At 32.6% G+C, this 4535-nt stretch carries 3 protein-coding genes; 2 read left to right on the top strand and 1 reads right to left on the bottom strand.

Annotation, left to right across the window (positions count from 1 at the left end; all coding sequences use genetic code 11):
- Positions 1 to 72 precede the first annotated feature (72 nt).
- Entirely contained in the window at positions 73 to 1032 is a 960-nt protein-coding gene (locus tag AB5123_RS13910) for an ATP-grasp domain-containing protein (protein ID WP_368364963.1), read from the top strand.
- A 2-nt stretch (positions 1033 to 1034) separates the two neighbouring features.
- On the opposite strand, the gene AB5123_RS13905 is transcribed toward AB5123_RS13910, so the two are convergent.
- The gene (locus AB5123_RS13905; protein WP_118125130.1) at positions 1035 to 3506 is read right to left on the bottom strand and encodes a tetratricopeptide repeat protein; all 2472 of its coding nucleotides are present in this window, start codon (positions 3504 to 3506) and stop codon (positions 1035 to 1037) included.
- A 38-nt stretch (positions 3507 to 3544) separates the two neighbouring features.
- Here AB5123_RS13905 and AB5123_RS13900 point away from each other — a divergent pair, with 38 nt between their 5' ends.
- Positions 3545 to 4498 (top strand): pyridoxal-phosphate dependent enzyme, encoded by a 954-nt coding sequence (locus tag AB5123_RS13900; protein WP_021681499.1) that lies wholly within the window; start codon positions 3545 to 3547, stop codon positions 4496 to 4498.
- The last annotated feature ends 37 nt before the right edge of the window (positions 4499 to 4535 follow it).

Genomic DNA, 4535 nt, shown 5'->3' with positions numbered 1-4535 from the left:
TGATAACTTCAAATTATCGTGTGTTAATTTTCTCTTTATGATGATTCACATAAAATAGGAAGGTGGTTGGCAATGAGAATCCTGGTAAATAATATTAAAAGCACAAATTCAACACTATTAGTAAGGCAACTAAAAAGAATAAGAAGCTTCCCTGTTGATGTATGGGGAACTGACATATCAGTAGCTGGGCATATCGCATCAAGCAATTTTGTTGATCGATATTTTCAAGCGCCTAACATAAACAATGAAAAGGAATACTTGCAATTCATCAATGAATTATCAGATAAGCACAAGATAGATTATCTTTTTGTATCAACAGATAAGGAAGTGCGGTTTCTTAATCGCCACAAAGATGAAATAACAATACCGTTCGATAATTGCCCTTCGGATACAATTAATATATTCCAAGACAAACTAGAAGCAAATAGATCCATTGAAAAAATGGGAATTAAAGTACCAACTATTTATGATTCACTTTTTGGAAAAGATAAAGTGATATTTCGCAAAAGATGCTCCGTTTCAAGTCAGGGAATCTATATTGTTGATCTTTCGAAAGCGTCACATATTGAAAATCATTTTCATACAGATTGGTTTGCTCAGAAATATGAAACAGGTACAACATATGTAGTAGATATATTTGCCGATAAAAATGGAAGTCCCAAATTGATATTGCCCCGAAAATCACTTGAAAAACAAATGGGATCAGCTTTTCGCAGCCAAATAGTGAAACATGACAAGCTTATACAAATATGCAAACAAATCTATTCAAAATATAGGATACCGGGTCTATCTAATGTAGAGTTTATTGAGAATGATAGCGGCATTTATTTCATTGAAATCAATCTTAGAATAGGTGGTTCAGCAAGCGAAGGAATGATTGCTTCTTTTAATTACGTAGAACAATATCTGGACCACTTTGTAAACGGGGCAAATCTTGAAAGTCTGGAATACTATATGAATTGTGTAGCATGGGACTCAATAGTCAGCAGATATTATGATGAGGTATTATTTAATGCTTCTCTTGACTCCTGACTTCAAAAATCAAACAGCCAGAAAGATAAATAACAGATATGGTATGGCTTTTTAATTCTTGGAATTAGGTGACGTGTCTTGAATGTTATCCCATCAATTCTCGCTTTAATGCAAGAACATTCCCCCTTCAGATTGACTGCTTGCTGGTAGTACATATCAGCCTGATCAATCATTCCTGCTTTTCTATATGCAATGGACAAATTATAATAAGCAGTACAGTGCATCAGTTTACTTGGTTCTTTATTAATAAGCTCCAATGCTTGGTTTTTAAGAAGATCTAATCTGACAAAAGCATTATTCTCATAACACCACGCCAATTTGTTGATTATTACAGATAATTTATCGTAAGTCGAAACACTGTGTTGATCAGCAATGTTTAGATAATCCCAGACGGTACAATCAAATTCACCTGATAATAACAAATAGCCAGCCCAATTATTATAAATGCATGAAATGCCTTGATTTGAATTTTCCAGCAGTCTTTTAGCCTGCTTTATATTTTCTATCGCTTTTTTGTGCTTTCCAATGCTTGAAAGAAGCTTTGAATAGGTGATATACGATTTGCCTGCTTGAATATTATCGCCTTTTAGCTGAAAAAGTTTTATGCTTTTCTTAGCATTTTTAACAGCCTGCGATGGTTTAGTATAAATGTTTGTCAACCGTAAATAAAAGGCATATTCATCAGAATGCTTAAACCCTGGTATTTGGTTCAGTTCAATGTCAATATCGGTGCATGCCCTTTTGTCATTAAGTGCTATAAAGCTATTCAAAACAAGCAATTTCAACTTAATCCATGTATGGCTGAACTTTTCTATTCTAGACATAACGTTTTTATACTCCTGAATAACAATTTCGTGGTGATCTAATATAGAGAGAAACAATAGCTTAAACAGAAGTAGGTCATCATCTGATATAATATCAATGCTTCTTTCCATTAGTTTAATACACGAATAGCCTTCTTCATACAAAGACGCAATACGACATATTCTTAAAATTTGAAAATAAATTTTTTTAAATCTAGGAATATTGTCTTTTGTGCATTCTATCAATTTATTAAGATAATGCCATGTGCTGTCTCTTGATATATTTCTTAATGTGTTTGTCTGAAAATCTGTAAGCAGCTCCATGATTTTTTCCGGATTATTGACCGAATAGATTTTAACCAGAATTTGCCAAGCAGCCTCTTTACTAACAACAGTCACTGTACCCTCATAAACCTTTGCGTAAAAAAGGCTCAAACGCTTATATACATCCTTGTCAATATCAACAAAATCAGAAAGGTTTTCTTTATATGCATCAAGAATACTTGCATGCATAAAAGAGATTTGTTCATTATCTCCATTTGTTTTGGTACAAATAACTTGGTTTGTAACCAGTTCAAGAAATAATTTATCCAGGTCATTTTCAGAATTTGAAAATTCGCTAGTCCAGATATTGTAAAAGACTTTTTTATTTATGCGTCCGCTATGATAATACAAAATTGAAACGATATATTGTGACTCTTGGCTTAAGTTTTTCAAGTTTAATAAAGTTGGCGAGGTCAATTCACCATTCTCTGTATGATCATCATACATTCTTGCATAATCAATAAGATCCCAAAGATTTCCTTCGGAATAATCCTTATAATGTTTTTTCGCATTGATAACAAAGTGGATATCAGGGGAATGAACATTAAGCTGGGCTTCAAGGAGATCCGCAATATACTCGTCACGCATTTTTTCCAACCTACATAAATGTACATCTACTTCGGCAATTGATATTCCCCGTTGCAAATTTTCCACTGAATCCAGAGAATAGCCATCAGAAATGGTATATTCCAAAATGAATCCTTGATTTTTATATTTCGTTTCATTTATCCATTCAATGAGATATTTAAGAGATGTATTATCTATATTTTGAATATTATCAATTATCAAAAGAATATGACTTTTTTTAAACAGATAGTGGATATAGTCCGATTTTATGCACCTTGCAACAGGAGATATATTGTTTATTATAGAATGCAAACTAAAATCGCCTGTTTTTAATAACCTTTTTAATCCTATGCCACTTGATTTTTTTATAGATTCTTTCAATGAATTGGCTGAAATGAATTGATCGATGCTTTGGTCGATAAATACTTCTTTCAAAATCCTATTTTTATTGCTTGTTAAATAATTTTCAAAAGAAAAGTTTGAGTGTCCCTGCGCTTTGAAAAATTTCATTAAAGCTGTAAAAATCAATTCTAGGTATTCACCTTCCGAAACATTATAATTTACATTTTGAGGCATAGTTTTAACATTTATAATATTCCAGTCAGCAAAAAAGTGATCTTTAGCTAATTTTGCAGAAAATGATGACTTTCCATATCCTGTTTCGGCGTATACAATATGTACTTGGGTACATTCAGCATGATGAAATAAATCAATTATTTGAGCAATATCTTTTTCACGATCAACTATCCTTGAGGTTGCTGCAAAACTTTTAATTTTCATTATACACTCCTATAAAATAAAAGAAATGAGGAATAATTATGGATTTAGGAATTCTAAAAGCAATTGGAAACACTCCTATGGTAGAGGTATCTGTTGGTGACACACATTTGATGGCAAAACTTGAATGCATGAATCCGTTCGGTAGCATGAAAGACCGAGCCGCAAAATCAACACTATTATCTTTATTATGCACAAACACGATCAATAAAGATACAACCATCGTTGAGTCTTCATCAGGCAACTTTGCTATTGCTTTATCAGGCGTATGTTCTGCCCTAGGGTTAAAGTGCTTATGTGTAGTGGATTCTAATATTACAAATGCGAATCTGCAAATTATAAAACAGTTTGGGAGCACAATTCATCAAATTGATATACCCGAAAAAAACCAATCTAATCAGGAGAAAAGAATAGAAACTGTAAAAAAGTTATTGCAAACTAATAATAATATGTACTGGACAAACCAATATAACAATCGATTAATACAAGAATCCTATTTTTCTCTTGCAGAAGAAATCCTAAGTCAATATCCTCAAACTGAAACGATCTACATTCCGGTGAGTACCTGTGGTACAATTTCAGGCGTATCAACTTGGATAAAAAAACAAAATCCCCAAATAGAGATAATAGCCGTAGATTCATATGGATCTCAGATTTTTGGAGAGAGGATTGCCAGAAATAGATTTACCGGAATGGGTTCAAGAATCAAACCTGGAAATTTAGGTAATGCAATTATTGATAAAGTTGTTAGGGTATCTGATTTGGAATGTATAATAAATTGTCACAAATTGCTTGAACAAGGTCTTTTTATCGGCGCATCAAGCGGTGCCGTTTTAGCAGCAATAAATAAAACAAAGGAATTTAATAGAAACATTGTTGCTATTTTCCCCGATCGCGGAGACAGATATCTTGATAATCTTTATAACAATGAATGGCTAAAGGAAAATATGCCTCAACTAATGAGCGAAGATTATAATTCTAATCACAGAGTATGATGTTTTTGCTTTTTTACACGATAATTTGAAGTTATCA

The sequence above is a fragment of the Ruminococcus sp. RTP21204st1_B2_RTP21204_210225 genome (genome assembly GCF_040914135.1).
GTDB lineage: Bacteria > Bacillota > Clostridia > Oscillospirales > Ruminococcaceae > Hominimerdicola > Hominimerdicola aceti.
The sequence above is the reverse complement of the archived record's forward strand: the minus strand, read 5'-3'. Positions and strand labels throughout refer to the sequence as shown.